Source organism: Streptomyces bugieae (assembly GCF_036352915.1).
In the GTDB taxonomy this organism is placed as follows: domain Bacteria; phylum Actinomycetota; class Actinomycetes; order Streptomycetales; family Streptomycetaceae; genus Streptomyces; species Streptomyces endophytica.
Map to the genome: position 1 here is coordinate 77,768 of NZ_JAZBJP010000014.1, position 21,456 is coordinate 99,223.

Consider the following 21,456-nt stretch of genomic DNA (forward strand, 5'->3'; position numbering starts at 1 on the left):
TCCGGTCTCTCCGGCCAGGGGCGTCGCGGGTTCGGCCGCTCATCGGCCGTCGGCAATATCACAGCGCATAGGCATACGTCCGACAGGGCGATCATGCAGCTCCGGCAGCTACCATCGAGCCGCTCGCGGGGTTCGGACCCACCGGTCCGGACCCCGCTTCGTGCGTGGCCCACCTGTGCCACGCGCACCGCACCACCAGAGAGAGAACCCCCATGCGTGCCCCTGGTCCCTCCGGCCTGCGCATCAAGTCCCCCGACCTCCTCGTCGCCGAATCGGGCGCGGACCGTGAAGGCAACGGCCTCAAGCGCAGCATGGGCCTCTTCCAGCTCGTCTGCTTCGGCATCGGCGCCATCGTCGGCACCGGCATCTTCGTCGGCCTGTCCGACACCGTCGCCGAGGCCGGCCCCGCGGTCATCGTCTCCTTCCTGCTGGCCGCCGCCACCTGCGTCTTCACCGCCTTCTCCTTCGGGGAACTGGGCGGCGCGATCCCGGTGTCCGGCAGCTCGTACTCCTACGCGTACGCCACCCTCGGCGAGCGCACCGCCTTCCTCGTGGGCTGGTGCCTGCTGCTCGAATACGGCGTCTCGGTGTCGGCCGTGGCCGTCGGCTGGGGGCAGTACCTGAACGAACTGCTGGGCAGTCTGACCGGCTGGCAGCTGCCGGCCGCGCTCTCCAACCCGCCCGGTGAGGGCGGGATCGTCAACGTCCCCGCCGTCGTCGTGATCCTGCTCGCCGCGCTGCTGCTGGTCCGCGGGATCCGGGAGAGCGCCCGCGCGACCGCCGCGATGGCGGTGCTGAAGCTGGCGATCCTGGTGCTGTTCTGCGCGATCGGCTTCACCGCCTTCCGGGCCGGCCATCTCTCGCCGTTCGCACCGCAGAGCATCGCCGGCATCACCTCCGGCGCCTCGGTCGCCTTCTTCTCGTACATCGGCTTCGACGCGATCACCACGGCCGGGGAAGAGGTCAGGAACCCGCGGCGGAACATCCCGCTCGCGATCATGATCTGCATCGGCGTGGTCACCGTGCTGTACTGCCTGGTCGCGGTCTCCGCCATCGGCGCGCTCTCCTCCGACCAGGTGGCCGACCAGCCGGCCGCGCTGTCGCTGATCGTCAACCGGGTCACCCACTCCGCGCTCGGCGGCGGCGTCATCGCCTTCGGCGCGGTGGTCGCCATCGCGTCCGTCGTCCTCGCGGTCATGTACGGGCAGACCCGCATCCTGATGTCGATGTCGCGGGACGGACTGGTCCCGCGCGTCTTCGAACGGATCTCGCCGCGTACGTCCACGCCGGTCGCCAACACCTGGATCGTCGCGGCCGTCTTCGCCGTGCCCGCCGCGGTCGTCCCCCTGGACGTGGTGATGAACCTGACCACCATCGGGACGCTGGCGGTCATGGCGGCGGTCAATCTCAGCGTGCTGGTGCTCCGCCGAACCCGGCCCGACCTGCCGCGCCGCTTCCGCGTCCCGTTCTTCCCGCTCAGCCCGATCCTCGGCATCGCGTTCTGCGGCTACCTGATCTACGGGACCGGACCGGCGACCTGGCTGCAGTTCGTGGCGTTCCTGGTGGCCGGCGCGCTGGTTTACGCGCTCTACGGACGTCGCCATTCCCGCCTCGGCCAGGGCGCCGGGCTCGAAGCGGTCTCCGCGCCGACCGCGGACGGCGAGCGGGACGGCCACGGGGGCGACGAGAAGAACGGCGCGAAGAGCGGCGCGAAGGACGACGAAAAGGCCGACGCGAAGGCCGACACGAAGGCCGACGCGAGGGACGACGAGAAGGTGCGCGGGGCGGCGGTCAGCTCCGGCGCGGCTGGTGCACTTCGGGAAGGGTGAACCACACCGCCTTACCGTCCTGGGTACGCCGACAGCCGGAGGCGCAGCTGAGGGAACGCACCAGGAGCAGCCCGCGGTTCCGGATGGCGGGGGCGGGGGGTGCGGTTGCGGCTACCGGAGCGGCGGGGGCGGCTGGAGCGACGGCCGCAGTGGCGGGGGCTGCGTCGGGTCCCGTCGTTTCTGCTTCCGCTTCCACGTCCGGTTCCGTTTCCGGTTCCGTTTCCGCTGCGGGGGGCGTTGCGAGCGGTACGTCCCCCGGTTCGGCCAACGGGACTGGTGTGCCCGATCCGGTCGCGCCCGGCCCGGTCATCAACAGCGGCTCGCCCGGTCCGACCGCCGGCATCAGCATCGGCATCGCCATCGGCAGCGGCTCTCCCAGCCCCTCGACGAGCACCGTGTCGCCGTCGTGCACCTCCACCTGGCACCCGTCCGGCCCCCGCTCCACCACCAGCTCGATGGGGTGATCGCCACTGGTGTGCTTGAGCGCGTTGGCGACCAACTCGGCGGTCAGCAGCTGAGCGGTGGTGCGGTCCGCCGTGGTCCCCAGGTCCTGGAGGGCGCAGCGGACCATCGCACGGGCGATGGGGACGGCCGTCGCTCCCCGGGGAAGCGCGATGCGCCAGTTCGACGACGGAGGCGATTTCAGCATGCGCGCGACGTTCCGTTAGTGAGGGGCCGGCTTGGACGGTTCCACCGTAGGAAGCGCGGGGGTGGCCGGGGCAGGGCCGGGCGGCCGCAAGGCAAGTGACGCAGGTCATACGCGACGCAGGACGAAAGTCCCGAACGGGCGGGACCTTCGACCCGGCGGACCGGGCTCGGGCTCGTACCGGAGGGCGGGCGTACGGGCCGTACGGGTAACGGAGGTGGGGCGGGCGTACGGGCCCGTGCGGGCAACAGGGGCGGGGCGGGCGATCGGTGACCAGCAGGCGGCGGGCGAGGGGTGACCCGGTGGTGCCGTCCCGCTGGTCCGATCAGGGGTGGTCGGGGGCGGGCCTTAGGGGGCAGGGGAACAGATCCCCTAGTGGTCGCGCGCGCCCCCTCGGGGCCGACAACGCGAGGGCGGGACGCGGCATTCCCGAGGGGCTCGGCATTTCCGGCGGGCGCGGCATCTGCGACGGGCGTGGTGTCCCCGAGGGGCGCGGCATTCCCGACGGCCGCACCATTTCCCAGTATCGCGCCCTCATGACGACAGTCACAGAACAGTGATAGCTTCGAAGGGCATCCGGAAGAGCACCACCGGCCGACCCGCCGAAGGGGGCAGGCAGTCCGATGAGTCCGTTCGCAGGATCCGCCCGTAGTACCGAGGCCTGGCAGCACATCCGTGTGACCAGGGAGGACGGGGTCGCCACGGTCACCCTGGCGCGACCGGAGAAGCTCAATGCGCTCACCTTCGAGGCGTACGCCGATCTCCGTGATCTGCTCGCCGAGCTGTCCCGGGAGCGCTCGGTACGCGCCCTCGTGCTGGCGGGGGAGGGGCGCGGGTTCTGCTCGGGGGGTGACGTCGAGGAGATCATCGGCGCCACCCTGGGCATGGACACCGGCCAGCTGCTGGACTTCAACCGGATGACCGGGCAGGTCGTGCGGGCCGTGCGGGAGGCCCCGTTCCCGGTCATCGCGGCGGTGCACGGCGTGGCGGCCGGTGCCGGAGCGGTGCTCGCACTGGCCGCGGACTTCCGGGTCGCCGACCCCTCGGCCCGCTTCGCGTTCCTCTTCACCCGGGTCGGGCTGTCCGGCGGTGACATGGGCGCGGCCTATCTGCTGCCGCGGGTCATCGGCCTCGGACACGCCACCCGGCTGCTGATGCTCGGCGACGCGGTCCGGGCACCGGAAGCCGAACGGCTCGGCCTCATCAGCGAGTTGGCCGACGAGGGCCGGGCCGACGAGGCGGCCGCGGCGCTCGCCCGGCGGCTCGCCGAGGGGCCCGCGCTGGCGCACGCACAGACCAAGGCGCTGCTCACCGCCGAACTCGACATGCCGCTCGCCGCCGCCGTCGAGATGGACGCCGCGACCCAGGCACTGCTGATGAACAGCGCCGACTACGCGGAATTCCACGCCGCCTTCACCGAGAAGCGGACGCCCAAGTGGCAGGGGAAATAGCCGTGCGGGTCGCGGTCATCGGCGGCGGACCGGGCGGACTGTACGCCGCGGCGCTCCTCAAGCGGCTCGACCCCACCCGCGAGATCACCGTGTTCGAGCGCAACGCCCCCGACGACACCTTCGGCTTCGGCGTCGTCCTCTCCGACGAGACGCTCGGCGGCATCGAGCACGCCGACCCGGAGGTCTACCGCGCGCTCCAGGCGGAGTTCGTCCGCTGGGACGACATCGACATCGTGCACCGCGGCCGCACCCTCACCTCCGGCGGGCACGGCTTCGCCGCACTCGGCCGGCGCCGGCTGCTGGCCGTACTGCACCGGCGCTGCCGCAGCCTCGGCGTGGAGCTGCGCTTCCGTACCGAGGCGCCGCCCGCCGCCGAACTGGCCCGCGAGTACGACCTGGTCATCGCCGCCGACGGGGTGCACAGCGCGACCCGCACCGCGCACGCCGACGTCTTCCGGCCGCAGCTGACCACCCACCGCTGCCGCTACATCTGGCTCGCCGCGGACTTCGCCTTCGACGCCTTCCGCTTCGAGATCGCCGAGACCGAGCACGGCGTCGTCCAACTCCACGCCTATCCCTACGCCGCTCCCGCTCCCGCTCCCGCTCCCGCTCCCGCTTCCGCCGACACCGGCCCCACCCCGCCCCACACCCGCCCTGCGGCGGAGTCTGCCGGCCCCGCATCCGCCCCCGGTGCCAGCACCGTCATCGTCGAGATGCGGGAGGAGGTCTGGCGGGCCGCCGGGCTGGACCGGGCGGATGAGCGCACGTCGGTGGAGTGGTGCGGCAAGGTCTTCACCGACGCCCTGCGCGGCCGGGCCCTGCGGTCCAACAACTCCAGCTGGATCGCCTTCCGCACCGTCGTCAACGAGCGCTGGTCGCACGGCAACACCGTGCTGCTCGGCGACGCCGCGCACACCGCGCACTTCTCCATCGGCTCCGGCACCAAACTCGCCGTCGAGGACGCCCTGGCCCTGGCCGCCTGCCTCCAGGAGCAGCCCGACATCCCCCGGGCCCTCGCCGCCTACGAGGCGGAGCGCCGGCCCGTCGTCGCCTCCACCCAGCGGGCCGCCCGCGCCAGCCTCGCGTGGTTCGAGGAGCTCGCCGGGTACGTCGACCAGCCGCCGCGCCAGTTCGCCTTCAACCTGCTCACCCGCAGCCGCCGCGTCACCCACGACAACCTGCGGCTGCGCGACCCCGGGTTCGTCGCCGCCGTCGAGGACGAGGCGGGCGTCCCGGCCGGCACCCCACCGATGTTCACGCCCTTCCGGCTGCGCGGACTCACCCTGCGCAACCGCGTGGTGGTGTCACCGATGGACATGTACTCCTCCGAGGACGGCGTCCCCGGTGACTTCCACCTCGTACACCTCGGCGCCCGGGCCCTCGGCGGGGCCGGGCTCGTGATGACCGAGATGGTGTGCGTCAGCGAACAGGGCCGGATCACCCCGGGCTGCGCCGGTCTCTACACGCCCGAACAGGCGGCGGCCTGGCGCCGCGTCACCGAGTTCGTACACACCCGGGCACCCGGCACGGCGCTCGGCGTGCAGCTCGGCCACTCCGGCCGCAAGGGCTCCACCAAGCTGATGTGGGACGGTATCGACGAACCGCTCGACACCGGCAACTGGCCACTCGTCGCCGCATCCCCCCTTCCCTACAAGCCCGGCAGCCAGCGCCCCCACGAGCTGACCACCGGCGAACTCGCCGACATCCGGCGGGAGTTCACCGACGCCGCGCGACGGGCCGCCGACTGCGGCTTCGACCTCCTCGAACTGCACTGCGCCCACGGCTATCTGCTGTCCGGATTCCTCTCCCCGCTGACCAATCAACGCACCGACGCCTACGGAGGTTCCCTCGCCGGCCGGCTCCGCTTCCCGCTCGACGTCTTCGACGCGGTGCGCGAGGTGTGGCCGGACGACCGGCCGATGACCGTCCGGATCTCCGCCACCGACTGGTCCGACGGCGGCACCACCGCCGAGGACGCGGTGGCCATCGCGGGCGCGTTCGCCGAGCACGGCGCCGACGCCATCGACGTCTCCACCGGGCAGGTCGTCTCCGACGAGCGCCCCGACTACGGACGCTCGTACCAGACGCCGTTCGCCGACCGGATCCGCAACGCCCTCGGCGTGCCGGTCATCGCGGTCGGCGCGATCTCCTCCTGGGACGACGTGAACTCCCTCGTCCTCGCCGGGCGCACCGACCTGTGCGCGCTGGCCCGACCGCACCTGTACGACCCGCACTGGACCCTGCACGCCGCCGCCGAGCAGGGCTACACCGGCCCGGGCGCCCCCTGGCCGCTGCCCTACCAGGCAGGCAGCCGCACCCCGCCCACCGGGCGCACCGACGCACCGAAGCCCCGCCTCACGCTGCGGTGACGGGGGAGGCACGGGCAGCGCGGGCGGGGCCGCTGGGGAGCCGGACCCTCAGGGCACCGGCACGCTGGTGATCCGCGCGGCGGCCACCGGTCTTCCGTGCTGTTCCACGCCGACCTCGACCCGCCGCGCGCCGCCGGCCGTGGCCGGTTCCGGGGTGCGCGCCCGCACCCAACTCGGCGCGTCCAGCTCGGCGTACCGCTCGAAGGAGCATTCCAGCGCGACCGGCAGCGTCGGCACGGCGGGCGTCACCGCCTGGGCGGCCTGCCGGGCGGCCTCGACCATCAGCATGCCGGGGGCGTGGTCGACGGGATGGTCGAAGAGCACCGGATGGGAGGTGTCGACCCGCAGTTGCCAGCGGTCCGGGAGGTCGGTGGGGGAGAGCACCACATCGCGGTCGTGGTCCCGGCCGACCAGCCGCGCGCCGACCGGCTCCGGCACCGGCAGCCGACGGGAGGTGGCGAACGCCAGGTCGCTGTATCTGCCGCGCAGCCGGCGGTAGACCGCCGGGCTGTGACAGGAGGAGATGAGCCGGGCATGGGCCAAGTGGGCGCCGTCGCACCGGATGCGGAACTCCTGGCGGGCGCTGATCAGACGCTTCCCGCGGCGCACCACGTCATGGTCGGTGATCCGCAGCTCCACCTCGGCCGGTGCGCCGGCGGTGCGCAGTGCGTGCGGGGCGAGGGCGTAGCGGACGTGCTGCCAGGCGATGGGGTGGTCGAGCGGCACCCGGTGCGCGACATGGCTCAGTAATATCCCCGCCTGCCGCACGGTCTCGACCAACAGCAGCGGATCGTGCAGCCCGCCGGCCGGTGCGTAGAAGCCGTGGGCCCGCGGCCACTGGGCGCTCACCACCCAGCTGTCGCCGGAACCGCGCCGCCAGTTGGTGAGGAACACCTCGGAGTCGGCGGTGGGGTGTCCGTACTCGCCGAGAACCGGGGTGTGCGACGAGGACGGTCGGCTTCCTCCCACCCACCGGCGCTGCCGGTGGTGTTGATCGGGCGAGGAGGAGGGCATCAGGGTGGCGCTGGCCATAGGCGTCCCTTTCTGCGGTGCGGCGCTCAGCGCCCTCACGGGCGAACGACCGACGACGGCCCAGAGGAACTAAGATACGGACCATGTGGTTTGTTTGCCAGGGGCCACATGTCGGAGTGCGGTACGGATCAGATGCGGATCTGCGTCCGGCGACCGTGCGGATCGAGCTGGCTCAGCGCGCCGGGCGCGGCCAGCCCCGGCAGGGTGTGCTTCCACAGCGCCGTGACCCGCTCGGGGAGGTCGGCGCGATTGGTCGCGGCCCGCGAGAACAACTGCACGCCCATGTAGGCGGCGACGAAGAACTCGGCCGCCCGTTCGGGAGTCACGCCGGGCAGTAATTCCCCGTTGTCCCGGGCCTCGCGGAACATCGTCGTGATGATGTCCGTCCACACCTGATACGGCATCAGCGGTTCCTCGCTGAAGGTCGTCTCCACCGCGATCCGGGTGCCGGCCTGCAGCATCGGGTCGCTGCGCAGCGCCAGGGACACCTGGTGCGTGAAGTCGATGGCGTCCTGCAGGCGGGACGCGCTGACCTGCGGGAGGAACGGTTCAGCTTGCTCCGTGATGACGGCACGGGCCAGCGCGTCCTTGGACGTGAAGTGGAAGTACACCGCCCCTTTGGTGACGCCGGCACGCTGGATGATCTCGGCCATGGTGGCCGCCTGGTAACCGCGATGTCCTATAACATGAGCCGCTGCTTCGAGGACCGTGCGTCGGGTGCGCAGTGCGCGTTCCTGCTTGACCACAGATCATCCTCCGCATGCACTCTTGGAGTTGTTGAGCCTTCGACCGCTGCTGGTGGCCGCGCAGTCTATTTGCGCCATCATAAAGAAGCCAACCATGCGGTATTGAACCCGCGCGCCGCCCGTGCCCAAGGCCCGCCGGGCGTGGGGCACTTCGCGGAGGAGGGCCGGTCCCGCCGCCGCACGCGCGGCGGCTCGCGGGTCACGGCGGCGGCTGCATGCCCGGTGGACCTGGCCACCGTCCTTGCGGATGACGGGAGTTCACCGCCGAGGAGGGGGACGGCGGTGGCCGCTGGCGCCGGACGGTATCGACGTGCCGGCATCGGCGCGGTGTTCGTGGAGTGTTCACGCGGACACCCGGTGACGCGGACACCCGGTGACGGGGACGCCCGGTGACGCGGACACCCGGTGGCATCGGCGTGGCGTGCGTTCGCCGGAGGTATGAAGACGGGCCGCGGGTGCGGCCCGGTGTGGCGCGGCGGTCTGGTGCGGCGCGGTGGCCCGGGGTCAGCCGGCCGCAGGCAGTTGTGCCGGTGCGGGAATGCCGGCGGCCGGCACCCGGTCCGGGGCCTCCGGCAGCAGCGCCCACAGTCCGGCGACGGCCTCCTCGTCCCACCAGGTGCCGTCCTCGCCGCCGAGGTGCAGCAGCCCCACCACGACCGAGGTCAGCAGCTGGGCGGTGCGCCGCGGTTCGGCGTCCGGCGCGTCCGCCGCGGCCGGTCCGCCCGGGCTGCCGGTGCCGCAGGTGACCGCCTTGTCGAGGAAGAGCGCGTACCAGCGCTGCTCCAGGGCGTAGATGCCGAGGCCCGGCGCGGTCTCGGGCCGCAGCCGCAGTCCGGCGCGCAGTACGGCGTCGGTCCGCACCCGGCCGAACAGCTCGACGGCGAAGTCCCGTACGGCGTGCGGCAGCGGCTCCGGGGAGCGGGTGAAGGCGTCCTCGATCTCCTGGAGGGTGGCGAGCGCGGAGTCCCGCACCGCGAGGGTCAGGTCGTCCTTGGACGTGAAGTGGAAGTAGAGGGCGCCCTTGCTCAGGCGGGCCCGCCGGCTGATCTCGACCATGCCCGCGGCCGGGACCCCCTTCTCCAGGAAGGTCTCGGCGGCCGAGCGGATGAGTGACTGGCGGCTCTGAATGGCGCGATGCTGGGTGGGCACGGTGTCCGTCCCGTCTCTAGTACGGCTGCGAGCTGATTGCAGTCTACATAGAAAACCAACCATGCGGTTCGATATGCTTCAGGGGTTTGGCCGGAACTCGCGTCTCCTGACGGGAAGTCGACGGTCCGCCGCCCGTTCGGGGGCATCGGCGGCCCCTGTGAAGCGTGTGTCCCCAGTCTGAACGCCAGGAAGGGCGTTGTCGACCCGTCAGGGAGTGACCAAGGCGCATTGACAAACAGCGCAGGCGGTTTTTAAATCTCCGAAGGCGGTAAACGGGACGTTCCCTTCCGTTGCAGCCGCCCCGTCGGTCGCGTGCCGCCGTTGGACAGCGGTGCGCCATGGCGAGACCGCCTCAACCGTTACGAGTCGTCGACCGCGGGCCGCCCCACCAGCAGAGCCGGCAACGTCACCCGAACCCGCACCCCCACCGGAACCCGAAAGGTCTCCAGCCATGCGCGTAGCAACGGAAGCCCGCGAACGTCCCGTGAGAGGCGCACGGGGTACCGGAGTCGACACGCTCCGGGCCGCCGTCTTCGACCTGGACGGCACCCTCGCCAACACCTTGCCCGCCATCAGCAAACTGTTGGTCAAGGTGGCTGCGGAGCAGGGCTGCTCGGTGACCGCGCGGCAGGCGGCGGCGGCCATCGGCAAGCCGCCCGGCCCGGCCTTCGGCCGGCTGCTGGGCCGCCCCGAGGACGACGGCCGGGTGCAGGCCGCCATCAACCGCTACCGCGAACTGTTCTCCTACGAGGTGCTCTGCCAGGGGCCGCAGCTGCTCTTCCCCGGCGTGAGCGCGGGACTGTCCGCACTGCGCGCCCATGGTGTCGAGCTGGCGGTCGCCACGTCCAAGCCCACCCGCAGCGCCGAGGCGCTGCTCGACGTCATGGGCATCCGCGACCTGGTCGGGCCGGTCATCGGCCAGGACATGGTCCGGCGCGGCAAGCCGCACCCGGAGATGGTGCTGCGGGCGGCCGGCCGGCTGGGGGTCGCGGCCTGGCAGACCGCGTACGTGGGGGACACCGTGGGGGACATGAGGATGGCGGTCACCGCGCGGATGGAGCCGGTCGCGGTGACGTACGGGGTCGGCACGTTCGGCGAGTTGGCCGCGGTCGCCGGCACCCGGATGTGCAGTTCGTTCAAGGACGTGGTGTCGGTGATCGCCGCCGCCCGGCCGCGTCCCGCCATGGCCGCCGGGGCCGCGGGCGCCGCGCGGGCCGTGCAGCGCCGCCGCTGAGGCACGGTCCGGCGCACGGTGCGCCGCGTGGTCCGGCGCGCTGACGGCCCTTCACCGGCCCTGTGTCCTTCACGGCCCGGCCGTCACCTCACGCACGTAACGGGCGCCCGCCGCCTGCAAGGTGCCGTGCAGCCGGCCGAAGACCTCCGCGGCGCGACCGCCCGGCCAGTCCTCCGGCAGGAGGGGAGAGGGCAGTCCGGGATCCGCGTACGGCAGACGGCGCCAGGCGTCCAGGGCCAGCAGATAGTCGTGGTAGGCAGCCTCGCCCGGCACCGTGCGCCGCCGTGACCACCGGCGCAGCACCGGCTCCTGCTCCGCCAGGAAGGCGCGGTGCTGCGCGGCGATGGCGTCCAGGTCCCACCAGCGCGCCACCGACCGGGCCGTCGGCGCGAAACCCGCGTGCGTACCGGTGAACAGGTCGACGTACGGTGCGAGTTCGAGCCGCTCCAGGGTGTGCCGGGTCTCCTCGTAGAGGTGCGCGGGGGCGATCCACACACCCGGGGCGGCGGTACCGAAGCCCAGCCGGGCCAGTCGCGAGCGCAGCAGGTGCCGTTTGTGCCGTTCCTCCTCGGGGACGGAGAAGACGGCCAGCACCCAGCCGTCGGACAGCCGCGCGGCGGGCCGGCCGAAGATCCGCCGGTCGCCGTCGTCCAGCAGCTGGCGGCCGGCGTCCGACAGCCCGTAACCGGCCGCCCCGGTGACGGTGCGCCCGGGGACGAGCAGGCCGCGCCGCTTGAGGCGGGAGACCGCGGAACGCACCGACGGCGGATCGACGCCCAGCACGCCGAGCAGCCGGATCAGCGCGGCGACCGGCACCGGCCCGGCCGACTGGTCCGCCGGGCCGGGCTCCTCGCGCCCGTACGCACCGTAGAAGGTGACGATCAGGGACCGTGGGGTGCGCTGTGTCTGCTGGTCGGTCACCGGATCACTGTAGATCGGCGACCGGGTCCGGCCCGCGGGCCGGGGCGTCCGCCCCGTGCGGCGCGCGCAGCCGGAAGCGCTGGAGCTTGCCGGTCGGGGTGCGCGGCAGCGCGCTGTGGAAGACGATCTCGCGCGGGCATTTGTACGGGGCGATGCGGGACTTGGTGAAGGCGCGCAGCGCGGCGACGGTGTCCGGCCCCCGGGGCACGCCGGCCCGCAGGACGACGTGGGCGACCACCACCTGCCCGCGCTCCTCGTCCGGCCGTCCGACCACCGCCGCCTCGGTCACGTCGGGGTGGTGCAGCAGCGCGTCCTCCACCTCGGGGCCGGCGATGTTGTACCCGGCCGAGATGATCATGTCGTCCGCGCGGGCCACATAGCGGAAGTAGCCGTCCGGCTCGCGGACGTAGGTGTCGCCGGTGAGGTTCCAGCCGTCCCTTACGTACTCGGTCTGCCGCGGGTCCGCGAGGTAGCGGCAGCCCGTCGGGCCGCGGACCGCCAGCAGCCCGGGCTCGCCGTCCGGCACCGGGGCGCCGTCCGCGTCCACCACCCGCGCCTCGAAGCCCGGCACCGGCAGGCCCGTCGTGCCGGGCCGGATCGCCTCGTCGGCGGCCGCGATGAAGATGTGCAGCAGTTCCGTGGCGCCGATCCCGTTGATGATCCGCAGGCCGGTCGCCTCGTACCAGGACTGCCAGGTGGCGGCGGGCAGGTTCTCCCCGGCCGACACGCAGCGGCGCAGCGAGGAGACGTCGTGTCCGGCGAGCCGGGGCAGCATCGCGCGGTAGGCGGTCGGCGCGGTGAACAGCACCGAGATCCGGTGCCGAGCGATGTCGCCGAGCAGTCGCTCGGGGCCGCCCCAGTCGGCGAGCAGGGCCGAGGCGCCGGCCCGCAGCGGGAAGACGACCAGGCCGCCGAGGCCGAAGGTGAAGCCCAGCGGCGGGCTGCCCGCGAACACGTCGTCCGGGGTGGGCCGCAGCACCTGCGCGGAGAAGGTGTCCGCGATGGCGAGCACGTCCCGGTGGAAGTGCAGACAGCCCTTGGGACGGCCGGTGGTGCCGGAGGTGAAGGCGATCAGTGCGACGTCGTCGGCCGCGGTCGGCACCGCCTCGTACGGAGCGCCGCCGGGCCGGGCCAGGTGCCGCAGGTCGCCCGGTCCGTCGCCGCCGTACGTCGTGATGCGCAGCCCGGGAACCCCGGCCTTGGCGAGGTCGTCCACCGCCTCGGCCGCGCACAGGGCGTGCCGCACCTCGGCCAGCCCGCAGATCGTGGCGAGTTCGTCGGGACGCTGCGAGGCCAGCACCGTCACCGCGACCGCCCCGGCCTTCATCACGGCGAGCCAGCAGGCGGCCAGCCAGGGGGTGGTGGGGCCGCGGAGCAGGACGCGGTTGCCGGGGCGGACGCCCAGCGGGCCGGTCAGCGCGTGCGCGATCGCGTCCACCCGGGCGCGCAGCTCCCCGTACGTCCAGACCCCGCCGGTCGCGTCGCGCAGTGCGGGGCGGTCGGCGCCGTGCCGGGCGAGGGTGCCGTCCAGCAACTCGGCGCCGCAGTTCAGCCGGTCGGGATAGCCCAGGTCGGTCAGGTGCGGCCACTGCTCGCGGGGTGGCAGCCGGTCGCGCGCGAAGGTGTCGGTGTGGGCCGAGGACCGTGGCTCCATGGCGGTGCGCCCCCTAGGACGGCCGGGTGGCCGGCTCGGTCGGCTGCTCGTCCCTCCGGCCGGGACCGGCCGACGAGCCGTCGAGACTGCTCCAGAACTGTCTGTTGTTCAGGGACTGTCCGTCGCTCAAGGGCTGTCCCTCGCCCCGGGGGCTGCCGTTCGGATCCGTCGTCAGCGTAACGTGTTCGTGACGGCAGTCAACAGACCGCGATAGAGGACCGCTACCAGGGAGCCGCCTCGTGACTGTATTCGCGCTGGGACCGGACGAGCAGGAATGGTGCGCCGCGTTGCGCGCCATGACGGCCGAACGGCTGAGCCCGCTCGCCGAGAAGGGCACCGAGGGCCGGGTCAACCGCCCCCTGGTGGCGGCACTCGGCGAACTCGGCCTGCTGCGCCGCCTGTTCCCCGACGACGGGCCGCTGCGCGCCCTGGACCTGTGCCTGCTGCGGGAATCCCTCGCCCAGGAGTGCACGGAGGCGGAGACCGCCCTCGCCCTCCAGGGGCTGGGGACCTACCCGATCGTCCAGTCGGGGACCGAGGCGCAGCGCGCCCGCTGGGTGCCCGAGGTCGCCGCGGGCCGCGCGGTCGCCGCCTTCGCGCTGAGCGAGCCGGACGCCGGCTCGGACGCCGCCGCGCTGTCCCTGGCCGCCGAGCCGGACGGGCCGGGCCGCTGGCGGCTGACCGGCGAGAAGTGCTGGATCTCCAACGCGCCCGAGGCGGACTTCGCCACCGTCTTCGCCCGCACCGGCGGCGCGCCGGGATCCCGCGGCGTCACCGCCTTCCTGGTACCCGCCGACCGGCCCGGCCTGACCGGCGCGCACCTGGACCTGCTCAGCCCGCACCCCATCGGCACGCTGGTCTTCGACGGCACACCGGTGACCGGCGAGGACGTGCTGGGCGAGGTGGACGGCGGATTCGCCGTCGCGATGGGCACGCTGAACCTCTTCCGGCCGAGCGTGGGCGCCTTCGCGGTCGGCATGGCACAGGCCGCATTGGACGCCGCGGTGGCACACGCCGGCACACGCACCGCGTTCGGCGGCCCGCTCAAGGACCTGCAGTCCGTCGGCCACCAGCTCGCCGAGATGGCCACCCGCACCGAGGCCGCCCGCCTCCTGGTCTACGCGGCGGCCACCGCCTACGACACCGGGGCCCGCGACATCGCCCGCCGCTCGGCGATGGCCAAGCTGCTGGCCACCGAGACCGCGCAGTACGTGGTCGACACCGCCGTCCAGATCCACGGCGCCCGCGCACTGCGCCGCGGCCACCTCCTGGAGCACCTCTACCGGGAGGTCCGGGCTCCCCGTATCTACGAGGGGGCCACGGAGGTGCAGCGCTCGATCATCGCGAAGGAGCTCTACCGGACGTGACAGCCGACGGCGGGCCCGGTGCCGGGCACGGCCCGCCGCCCGGCGGTCACCCACCGTTCCGACGGGCGAGTGTCAGTGGCGAATGTCAGGCTGAATCCAGAGAGGATCCGCGAAGGGAAACGCCATGATCACTACTGACTTCGTCCCCGGCTCCCCGTGCTGGCTCGATCTGGGTGCGCCTGACGTCGAGGTCGCGACGGCCTTCTACCGAGCGGTGTTCGGCTGGCGGTCGGAGCCGTTCGGTGACCAGCAGGCGGGCGGATACACGCTCTTCCGGCTCGACGGGAAGGCGGTGGGCGCGGTCGGCCCGCTCACCGAGGACGACGCCGCGTCGGCCTGGACGATCTACTTCCACACCCCCGACGCGGACGCCACGGTCAAGGCGGTGGAGCAGGCGGGCGGCTCGGTCCGTTCGCAGCCGGTCATGGTCGGCACCGACGACGGCCGCTTCGCGCAGCTCACGGACCCGCAGGGCGCGGACTTCGCCATCTGGCAGCCCGCGCGGTACCCGGGCTTCGAAGCCGCCGACGCCCCGGGCAGCCTGGGCTGGACGGAGCTGTACACCACCGACCCGGCCGCCGCCCAGACCTTCTACCGATCCATCTTCGACTGGCACACCCAGGACATGCCGCTCCCCGCCGGCGGTGGCACCTACACCCTCCTCACCCCCGCGCACTGCGGCGACGACCGCACGCACGGCGGCCTCATGGGCGTCCCCACCGACCTCCTCGCCCCCACGGGCAAGCCCTACTGGCACCCCGTCTTCATCTCCAAGGACTGCGACGCCACCGTCGGCCTGGTGACCGGCAACGGCGGCACCCTCTCCATGGGCCCCGAAACCGCCGAGGGCGTCGGCCGCCTCGCCGTCTGCACGGACTCCGCAGGCGCCGAATTCGTCATCCTCACGCCGCACGGGTCGCTGTGACGCCCGCCGTGCGGGTCGTTGTGACACCCGCCGCGCGGACTGCGTGACACCGGCAATGACGGCACGCCCCGGCTGCCGGCGGCCGGTGGCGGTGGTGGGCCGACCGGAACTGCCGCAGCCGGGGCGGCGCGTCAGATGTCCCGGAAGATCTCGATCTGGGCGCCGATCGAGTTGAGGCGGGCCGCGAGGTCCTCGTAACCGCGGTTGATGACATAGACGTTGCGGAGGACGGAGGTGCCCTCGGCGGCCATCATGGCGAGGAGGACGACGACGGCGGGGCGCAGGGCCGGGGGGCACATCATTTCCGCGGAGCGCCAGCGGGTCGGGCCGTCCACCAGGACGCGGTGCGGGTCGAGCAGTTTGACCTGGGCGCCGAGGCGGTTGAGGTCCGTCAGGTAGATCGCGCGGTTGTCGTAGACCCAGTCGTGGATCAGGGTCTGGCCCTGGGCGCTGGCCGCGATCGCCGCGAAGAAGGGGACGTTGTCGATGTTCAGGCCCGGGAAGGGCATCGGGTGGATCTTGTCCAGCGGGGCCTGGAGTTTGGACGGGCGGACGGTCAGGTCGATCAGCCGGGTGCGGCCGTTGTCGGCGGCGTACTCCGTGCTGCGCTCGTGGTCCAGGCCCATCTCCTCCAGGACCGCGAGCTCGATCTCCAGGAACTCCACCGGCACCCGGCGGATGGTCAGTTCCGACTCGGTGACGACCGCGGCGGCCAGCAGGCTCATCGCCTCGACCGGGTCCTCGGAGGGCGCGAAGTCCACATCGCGCTCGATGTGTGCGGTGCCGTGGACGGTGAGGGTGGTGGTGCCGATGCCGTCGACCCGGACGCCCAACTCCTCCAGGAAGAAGCAGAGGTCCTGGACCATGTAGTTGGAGGAGGCGTTGCGGATGACCGTGACGCCGTCGTGCCGGGCCGCCGCCAGCAGGGCGTTCTCGGTGACGGTGTCCCCGCGCTCGGTCAGCACGATCGCGCGCTTGGGGGCGACGCTGCGGTCGACCTCGGCGAGGTACGTGCCGTCGGTCGCGGTGATCTCCAGCCCGAAGTGCCGCAGCGCCGTCATGTGCGGGGTGACGGTCCGGGTGCCGAGGTCGCAGCCGCCCGCGTAGGGCAGTTTGAAGTGGTCCATGCGGTGCAGCAGCGGACCGAGGAACATGATGACGCTGCGGGTGCGGCGGGCCGCCTCCAAGTCCATGGAGTCCAGGTCGAGTTCCGCGGGCGGAATGATCTCCAGGTCGTTGCCGTCGTTGATCCAGCGGGTGCGTACGCCGATGCTGCCGAGCACCTCGAGGATGCGGTAGACCTCCTCAATGCGGGCCACCCGGCGCAGAGTTGTGCGTCCGGCGTTCAGCAGAGTGGCGCAGAGCAGTGCCACACAGGCGTTCTTGCTCGTCTTCACATCGATGCTGCCGGACAGCCGGCGGCCGCCGACCACCCGCAGATGCATCGGACCGGCGTAGCCGAGCGAGACGATCTCGCTGTCCAGTGCCTCGCCGATGCGGGCGATCATCTCAAGGCTGATGTTCTGGTTCCCGCGTTCGATGCGATTCACCGCACTCTGGCTGGTGCCGAGCGCCTCCGCGAGCTGCGTCTGCGTCCAGCCACGGTGTTGCCGGGCGTCACGGATGAGCCTGCCGATGCGTACGAGGTAGTCGTCTGCCATGGGGCGACCGTATCTCAGATATGAGATGGATACGCAATTGATGGTGGTTGAGTTGTTCTAGTAGTATGCGAATAAGTAGGGGTGGTGGTTGAGGGTGGGTCAGCGTCGGTGCGTGCGCGGTGTCGTGGGCGTGCGCCCAGCGACTCTTTTCGGCTGGTACCCCCTATGGCGTACTAAATGCCGCACAAATGCTTCGTTGCGCGTGAAAGGCGTGAAAAGCGTGAAAGGTGTGAAGGGGATGAAGGGTGCGTCAGGGGTCGGGGTCGGGGCGCGGGCGCGTTCCGGGTTGGCGTCGAAGGGTCCTTGGTGGGCCCTGATCGCCGCGTTCCCGTTCGTCGCCGTGCTCACGACCGTCGTGCTCGTGTACGTGGCCGTCGCCGACCGGCTGCCCGAACCGCTCGCGACCCACTTCGCCACCGGCGGCCGGGCCGACGGCTATGGCACCGCCCAGGACCTTCTGACGCTGGTTCTGGCGCTCCTCCTGATAAGCGGTGCCGTCTTCGGCGCCCTCCTCCAGGTGCGTGCGTTCCGCCCCGCCACCCCCTGGCTGATCGCCGGCGGATTCGCCACGGCGGCGGGCATCGGCTACCCCAGCTGCTTGACCCTGTTCCTCAATGACGGCGTCGCCGACGCCTCGACCGTACGACTGCCGTTGTGGCAGCTGCCCGTGGCGCTGGTGGTCGCCCTGGCCGCCGGTGCGCTGGGCCGGCTGCTGGCCGGTGCCCCGCCGCGGCAGCCGGACCCGGCGTCCGGCGGGGCGCCCCGGCTCGATCTCCCGGCCGGCACGACCGCCGGCTGGTCACATACCGTCAGCTCGCCCCTGATGGCCGTCCTCGGTGTCGTGCTGTTCGGGGCCGGGCTCGCCGCCGGCGTCCTCGGTGCCTGGCCGGCGACCCTGATCCTCACCCTCGCCGCCGCCCTGGTCCTTCCCTTCACCTCCGTGCGGGTGACCGTCGACCGCCGCGGCCTGACCGTCGCGCCGGCCCTGCTGCCGTCGCGCCTCCGCATCCGCCGGGTCCCCCTCGACCGCATCAAGCAGGCCACCGGCCGGCCGATCGCCGCGCTGGCGGAGTACGGCGGCTGGGGCTACCGCATCCGCCCCGGCGGCAGCGGGCTCATACTGCGCTCGGGTGACGGGATCGTGGTCACCCTGACCGGCGGCCGGACGTTCGCGGTGACCGTCGACGACGCGGCCACCGCGGCCGCCCTGCTCAATACGTACGCGGACCGCGCGCGGTCGCAGCAAGGAGGCTGAGGTGCTCTTCCGGGTCGATCCCGGCTCGTCCGTCCCGCTCGGCGACCAGATCGCGGCATCGGTCCGCGGGGCGATCGCCGACGGCACCGTCAGCGCCGGGGAGCGGCTGCCGGCCGCCCGTGAACTCGCCGGGTCGCTCGGCGTGAACGTGCACACGGTCCTGCGCGGCTACCAGCGCCTCAAGGAAGAGGGGCTGATCGAACTCCGCCGCGGCCGCGGCGCGGTCGTCACCGGCGCCACCTCGCCGGCCCGCGCCCGCCTGGGGGAGACCGCCGCCCGCCTGATCGCCGAGGCCCGCCAACTCGGGCTCTCGGACGAGGAGATCGTGGGGGTGGTGCGGGTGGGGCTGAACGGGCGGTGAGGGGGCAGGGGGTGCGGAGCCGGCCGTCCGCCCGTTTCCGCCCCCCTCCCCGTACTGGGCCGTACGAGCCACACTGCCGCCATGGAACCCACCCAGGATCGCCGCACCGACGCCCTCCTCCAGCGCTTCCGCACCGGCCTGCACACCCGCCTCCCGCTCCGGGCCCTGTGGGCGCACGGGTCGCTCGCCGGCGGCGACTACCAGGAGGGCCGCAGCGACCTCGACCTGATCGCGGTCCTGGACCGTCCCCCCACCCCCGAGGACGAACGGCACATCGGTGCGCTGCACCGCACGCTCGACGCCACCGACCCGCTCGCCCCGCATCTGCACTGCAGCTATCTGGTCGCCGACGACACCGCCGCCGACCCCGGGCGCTCCCACCTCACCTGGGCCCACCGGGAACTGTTTCACCGCCCGGTCACCCCCGTCACCCGACGCGAACTCCACACGTTCGGCCGCGTCCTCTCCGGTGACGCCCCCGGTGCGCTGCTCCCGCCCGTGACCGATGCCGAGCTCGCCACCCACATCCGTGACGACCTGCAAAGCTACTGGCGGCCCGCCCTGGACCACCCGGCGCGCTGGCTCCAGGACATCTGGGTCGACCTCGGACTGCTGACCCTCGCCCGCGCCACGGTGACCCTGCGCGACGGCAGCCTCATCACCAAGGCCGAGGCGCTGACCGTCCTCGGCGAACTCGGCGCCCCGGCCGCCGTCGTCACCGACATCACCACCCGGCGGTACGGCCCCCGGCCCCCGGTCGTCCCCACGGACCCGGGTGGTCCCGGTCCCTCGCCCTGGCACCTCCGCCGCGCCGACCTCACCCGGGCCTTCCTCGGCCCGGCCATCGACCGGACCCTCGCGACGTACCGAAGGGGTCAGGCCTGAGGGGTCAACTACGCGGTGCACGCGCTACGTTGAGGGCCCTGCACTGCCGGACGGGCCCGGCGTTCCGGGGTCGGTGAAAGCGGGCAATTGCCGTGACCTAGATTGGGCCGGGTGACCACCAGCCCCTCCCGTGACGGAGCCCCCACGTCGACGTCGACGCCCGCGCAGACGCAGACGCAGACGCCGACGCCGACGCCGGCTCCCGGCCGGTCCCGGTCCCGTGCCCGGGTGCGGGGGATCGCGCTCGGCGCCGTGCCGCTGGTGGCGCTGCTCGCCGTGGCGGGTTTCGCGCCGCTGCCGTACTCCGTCGCGCGGCCCGGGCAGACCACGAACGTGCTGGGAACGCATGGCGGCGGGGAGGTCGTCTCCGTCAGCGGTGCCCCGGTGCGCAAGACCCGCGGCCAGCTGCGGATGGTGGCGATCCAGGCGACCGGTCCGCATGTCGACACCCACCTGGGCCAGGTGGTCGACGCCTGGTTCCGTACGGATCGTGCGGTGATGCCCAAGGATGCCGTCTTTCCCCCCGGAAAGTCCGATGCGCAGGTCGCCCGGCACAACACGGCGGACATGAAGTCCTCCCAGCGGTCCGCCGTCGCCGCCGCGCTCGGGCTGCTGCACAAGGACCCGGACCAGGTGAAGGTGAAGCTGACCCTCGACGATGTGGGCGGGCCCAGCGCCGGGCTGATGTTCTCGCTCGGCATCGTCGACAAGCTGGCCGGCGACGGCAGCGGCGGCGACCTCACCGGCGGTCGCACCATCGCCGGTACGGGGACGATCGACGCCGACGGCACGGTGGGTGCGGTCGGTGGCGCGGCGCTCAAGACGCAGGCGGCGCGGCGGGACGGGGCGAGTGTCTTCCTCGTACCGAAGGAGGAGTGCGCGCAGGTGCAGCCCGCACCGGCGGGGCTGCGGCTGGTCCCCGTCACTACGCTCAACAGCGCGGTGCAGGCACTGCGCGCGCTCGCCCGCGGCGGCACGGTCCCGCACTGCTGACACGGGGAGAGGCCAAGTCGCCGCCGTATTACGCCAGTTGACCCCACTCATGGCCGGTCGGTGGCCTCCAGGTCGTCGCCCTCGTCGAGGATGGTCAGCTCCAGCCGCCGCAGCCGTGCGAGGTCGGCCAGGATGTTGATCTCGACGATCCTCCCGTGCGCGACGGTGAAGTCCATGACGGAGAAGAGCCGGCCGTTGTGCACCGTGACCGCCCCCGGCGCGCCGTTGACCAGGGCCGGCCGGGCGGACAGCGCCAACCGGGAGAACAGCAGGGCCTGTTCGACGACCGGCCGGGCCCCACGGACGAGCTTCGAGATGCCGCCGGGCGCGGCACCGGCGTCCGCCCGCAGCACCACATCCGGGTCGAGCACCGCCAGCAGCGCGTCGAAGTCGCCCCCGCGCGAGGCGGCGAGGAAGGCGTCGACCACCTCCCGCTGACGGGTGAGGTCGGTGTCCGGGGCCGGCGCGGTGCCGCGGACCCGCCGGCGGGCGCGGCTGGCGAGCTGCCGGGTGGCGGCCGGCGTACGGTCGACGACCGGCGCGATCTCGTCGAAGGGCATCGCGAACATGTCGTGGAGCACGAACGCCAGCCGCTCGGCGGGGGCGAGGGTCTCCAGGACGACCAGCAGGGCGAGCCCCACCGAGTCGGCCAGCAGCGCCTCCTGTTCCGGGTCGACGCGGTCCGGGCTGCTCACGATCGGCTCGGGGACGTGCGTGTCGAGGGGGTCCTCGCGGCGCGCCTTGCGCATCCGCAGCTGGTCCAGGCAGACCCGCCCCACGATCGTGGTCAGCCATCCGCCCAGGTTCTCCACCCCGTCCGCGCCGGACCGGCCGAGCCGCAGCCAGGCCTCCTGCACCGCGTCGTCCGCCTCGCTGAGCGAGCCCAGCATCCGGTAGGCCACCGCCCGCAGATGCCCCCGGTTCTGCTCGAACTGCTCCGCCAGCCACTGGGCGTCGGTCATCGCTCTCCTGCCTTCC

Annotated in this window: 17 protein-coding genes and 2 pseudogenes; 10 read left to right on the forward strand and 9 right to left on the reverse strand. The window is 72.8% G+C overall.

The window, feature by feature from the left end; genetic code table 11:
- Positions 1-212: 212 nt before the first annotated feature.
- A complete protein-coding gene (locus tag V2J85_RS21990) occupies positions 213-1,829 on the forward strand; it encodes an amino acid permease (protein WP_330822516.1) in 1,617 nt (538 codons plus the stop codon).
- Here the strand turns inward: V2J85_RS21990 and V2J85_RS21995 are convergent.
- Positions 1,792-1,911 (reverse strand): annotated as a pseudogene (locus V2J85_RS21995) (ATP-binding protein); the annotation flags it as partial. The gene V2J85_RS21990 and the pseudogene V2J85_RS21995 overlap by 38 nt on opposite strands.
- Positions 1,912-2,226: 315 nt before the next feature.
- Positions 2,227-2,478 (reverse strand): annotated as a pseudogene (locus tag V2J85_RS22000) (ATP-binding protein); the annotation flags it as partial.
- A gap of 620 nt (positions 2,479-3,098) precedes the next feature.
- Here V2J85_RS22000 and V2J85_RS22005 point away from each other — a divergent pair.
- On the forward strand, positions 3,099-3,926 hold the full coding sequence (locus tag V2J85_RS22005; RefSeq protein ID WP_030811271.1) for an enoyl-CoA hydratase family protein: 828 nt from the start codon (positions 3,099-3,101) through the stop codon (positions 3,924-3,926).
- Positions 3,911-6,295 carry an oxidoreductase gene (locus V2J85_RS22010; protein ID WP_330822517.1) on the forward strand — a complete coding sequence of 795 codons (2,385 nt, stop codon included), beginning with the start codon at positions 3,911-3,913 and terminating at the stop codon, positions 6,293-6,295. Before V2J85_RS22005 ends, V2J85_RS22010 begins: the two co-directional genes overlap by 16 nt.
- Before the next feature lie 48 nt (positions 6,296-6,343).
- Here the strand turns inward: V2J85_RS22010 and V2J85_RS22015 are convergent, their stop codons facing one another.
- The 3 genes from V2J85_RS22015 to V2J85_RS22025 form a co-directional block, all read right to left on the reverse strand.
- The gene (locus V2J85_RS22015; RefSeq protein WP_330822518.1) at positions 6,344-7,327 is read right to left on the reverse strand and encodes a ScbA/BarX family gamma-butyrolactone biosynthesis protein; all 984 of its coding nucleotides are present in this window, start codon (positions 7,325-7,327) and stop codon (positions 6,344-6,346) included.
- A 128-nt stretch (positions 7,328-7,455) separates the two neighbouring features.
- On the reverse strand, positions 7,456-8,073 hold the full coding sequence (locus tag V2J85_RS22020; protein WP_261955180.1) for a ScbR family autoregulator-binding transcription factor: 618 nt from the start codon (positions 8,071-8,073) through the stop codon (positions 7,456-7,458).
- A 504-nt stretch (positions 8,074-8,577) separates the two neighbouring features.
- The gene (locus V2J85_RS22025; protein ID WP_261955179.1) at positions 8,578-9,222 is read right to left on the reverse strand and encodes a TetR/AcrR family transcriptional regulator; all 645 of its coding nucleotides are present in this window, start codon (positions 9,220-9,222) and stop codon (positions 8,578-8,580) included.
- 484 nt (positions 9,223-9,706) lie between these two features.
- Here V2J85_RS22025 and V2J85_RS22030 point away from each other — a divergent pair, with 484 nt between their 5' ends.
- Positions 9,707-10,456 carry an HAD family hydrolase gene (locus V2J85_RS22030; RefSeq protein WP_261955178.1) on the forward strand — a complete coding sequence of 250 codons (750 nt, stop codon included), beginning with the start codon at positions 9,707-9,709 and terminating at the stop codon, positions 10,454-10,456.
- A 69-nt stretch (positions 10,457-10,525) separates the two neighbouring features.
- On the opposite strand, the gene V2J85_RS22035 is transcribed toward V2J85_RS22030, so the two are convergent.
- Both V2J85_RS22035 and V2J85_RS22040 read right to left on the reverse strand, forming a co-directional pair.
- Entirely contained in the window at positions 10,526-11,377 is an 852-nt protein-coding gene (locus tag V2J85_RS22035; RefSeq protein WP_330822519.1) for a PaaX family transcriptional regulator, read from the reverse strand.
- 4 nt (positions 11,378-11,381) lie between these two features.
- Entirely contained in the window at positions 11,382-13,031 is a 1,650-nt protein-coding gene (locus tag V2J85_RS22040) for an AMP-binding protein (protein WP_261955176.1), read from the reverse strand.
- A 239-nt stretch (positions 13,032-13,270) separates the two neighbouring features.
- Between V2J85_RS22040 and V2J85_RS22045 the strand changes: the two genes are divergently transcribed.
- On the forward strand, positions 13,271-14,398 hold the full coding sequence (locus V2J85_RS22045) for an acyl-CoA dehydrogenase family protein (RefSeq protein ID WP_261955175.1): 1,128 nt from the start codon (positions 13,271-13,273) through the stop codon (positions 14,396-14,398).
- A 124-nt stretch (positions 14,399-14,522) separates the two neighbouring features.
- Positions 14,523-15,323: a VOC family protein gene (locus V2J85_RS22050; RefSeq protein ID WP_330822520.1), complete on the forward strand. Its 801-nt coding sequence runs from the start codon at positions 14,523-14,525 to the stop codon at positions 15,321-15,323.
- Positions 15,324-15,454: 131 nt separating this feature from the next.
- Here V2J85_RS22050 and V2J85_RS22055 read toward each other — a convergent pair whose 3' ends face one another.
- The gene (locus V2J85_RS22055) at positions 15,455-16,984 is read right to left on the reverse strand and encodes a helix-turn-helix domain-containing protein (protein WP_330822521.1); all 1,530 of its coding nucleotides are present in this window, start codon (positions 16,982-16,984) and stop codon (positions 15,455-15,457) included.
- A gap of 238 nt (positions 16,985-17,222) precedes the next feature.
- Here V2J85_RS22055 and V2J85_RS22060 point away from each other — a divergent pair, with 238 nt between their 5' ends.
- The 4 genes from V2J85_RS22060 to V2J85_RS22075 all read left to right on the forward strand — a co-directional run bounded on the left by V2J85_RS22060 (position 17,223) and on the right by V2J85_RS22075 (position 20,478).
- Positions 17,223-18,239 carry a DUF1648 domain-containing protein gene (locus V2J85_RS22060; RefSeq protein WP_330822522.1) on the forward strand — a complete coding sequence of 339 codons (1,017 nt, stop codon included), beginning with the start codon at positions 17,223-17,225 and terminating at the stop codon, positions 18,237-18,239.
- Position 18,240: 1 nt separating this feature from the next.
- On the forward strand, positions 18,241-18,600 hold the full coding sequence (locus V2J85_RS22065) for a GntR family transcriptional regulator (RefSeq protein ID WP_261955171.1): 360 nt from the start codon (positions 18,241-18,243) through the stop codon (positions 18,598-18,600).
- An 81-nt stretch (positions 18,601-18,681) separates the two neighbouring features.
- On the forward strand, positions 18,682-19,485 hold the full coding sequence (locus tag V2J85_RS22070; protein ID WP_261955170.1) for a nucleotidyltransferase domain-containing protein: 804 nt from the start codon (positions 18,682-18,684) through the stop codon (positions 19,483-19,485).
- Between the two features lie 228 nt (positions 19,486-19,713).
- The gene (locus V2J85_RS22075) at positions 19,714-20,478 is read left to right on the forward strand and encodes a S16 family serine protease (RefSeq protein ID WP_330822546.1); all 765 of its coding nucleotides are present in this window, start codon (positions 19,714-19,716) and stop codon (positions 20,476-20,478) included.
- A 47-nt stretch (positions 20,479-20,525) separates the two neighbouring features.
- On the opposite strand, the gene V2J85_RS22080 is transcribed toward V2J85_RS22075, so the two are convergent.
- Positions 20,526-21,440 carry a sigma-70 family RNA polymerase sigma factor gene (locus V2J85_RS22080; protein ID WP_330822523.1) on the reverse strand — a complete coding sequence of 305 codons (915 nt, stop codon included), beginning with the start codon at positions 21,438-21,440 and terminating at the stop codon, positions 20,526-20,528.
- Between the last annotated feature and the right edge of the window lie 16 nt (positions 21,441-21,456).

Coding starts and splice junctions, on each gene's coding strand:
- V2J85_RS22050 (WP_330822520.1), top strand. CDS start 14,523: ATGATCACTACTGACTTCGTCCCCGGCTCCCCGTGCTGGCTCGATCTG.
- V2J85_RS22005 (WP_030811271.1), top strand. CDS start 3,099: ATGAGTCCGTTCGCAGGATCCGCCCGTAGTACCGAGGCCTGGCAGCAC.
- V2J85_RS22070 (WP_261955170.1), top strand. CDS start 18,682: ATGGAACCCACCCAGGATCGCCGCACCGACGCCCTCCTCCAGCGCTTC.
- V2J85_RS21990 (WP_330822516.1), top strand. CDS start 213: ATGCGTGCCCCTGGTCCCTCCGGCCTGCGCATCAAGTCCCCCGACCTC.
- V2J85_RS22080 (WP_330822523.1), bottom strand. CDS start 21,440: ATGACCGACGCCCAGTGGCTGGCGGAGCAGTTCGAGCAGAACCGGGGG.
- V2J85_RS22015 (WP_330822518.1), bottom strand. CDS start 7,327: ATGGCCAGCGCCACCCTGATGCCCTCCTCCTCGCCCGATCAACACCAC.
- V2J85_RS22040 (WP_261955176.1), bottom strand. CDS start 13,031: ATGGAGCCACGGTCCTCGGCCCACACCGACACCTTCGCGCGCGACCGG.
- V2J85_RS22060 (WP_330822522.1), top strand. CDS start 17,223: ATGAAGGGTGCGTCAGGGGTCGGGGTCGGGGCGCGGGCGCGTTCCGGG.
- V2J85_RS22055 (WP_330822521.1), bottom strand. CDS start 16,984: ATGGCAGACGACTACCTCGTACGCATCGGCAGGCTCATCCGTGACGCC.